The following is a 719-nucleotide window of genomic DNA, read 5'->3' on the forward strand; positions in this document are numbered from 1 at the left end:
AGGGGCACCTGGATCACCGACAACTGAACGGGGGAGAACCATGAGACCGAGAAGACCAAGGGCGCTCCGGCGCACATGGGGAGCGGCGGCGCTGACACTGGCGGCCCTCGCGGCCACCTTCACCGCGGCCCCCGCCGCGAGCGCATCGGACCCCGACGGACCGATCGGCCGGGGCGAGACCATGGACCGCGCGTGGTCGTGGGTCGCCGAACAGGTCCCGTACAGCCAGAGCGGCTGCTACCGCAACCAGTTCGGCTGCTACCGCCCGGACTGCTCGGGCTTCGTGTCGATGGCCTGGCATCTGGGATCGTCCCTGACCACCTGGGCCCTGTGGAACGTCACCTCCGACATCCCGGCCGGCGACCTGCAGCCCGGCGACGCCCTGCTGAAGGACTCGGGCGGCACGGACCACGTGGCCCTGTTCGTCCGGTGGGCCGACGCCGCCCACACGCAGCCGGTGGTGCGCGAGGAATACGACTTCGGGCACGTGGCCGAGGAACACGTCTGGAGCGACGGCCTCCGCGGATTCTCGCCCCGCCGCTACAACCGCCTGGACGACCTGATGCCTTATGGCTCGATCCGGGTGAAGTACGACGGCATGGGCGGCCTCAACAGCCCGCTCGGCCCGCCCGTCACCGGCGAGCGCGACTCCATGATGGGCGGCCGGTTCCAGCAGTTCCGCAACGGGATCATCATCTGGCATCCGGATGCGGCGTTTG

1 protein-coding gene is annotated in these 719 nt (G+C 70.1%); it reads left to right on the top strand.

What is annotated here, in order from left to right; all coding sequences use genetic code 11:
* Window positions 1-40: 40 nt before the first annotated feature.
* Window positions 41-719 (top strand): LGFP repeat-containing protein (locus tag HG542_RS34155; protein WP_498063301.1); only part of this gene is annotated, 679 nt, incomplete at its 3' end.

This window comes from Streptomyces morookaense (assembly GCF_013030945.1).
Taxonomy (GTDB): Bacteria; Actinomycetota; Actinomycetes; order Streptomycetales; family Streptomycetaceae; genus Streptomyces; species Streptomyces morookaensis.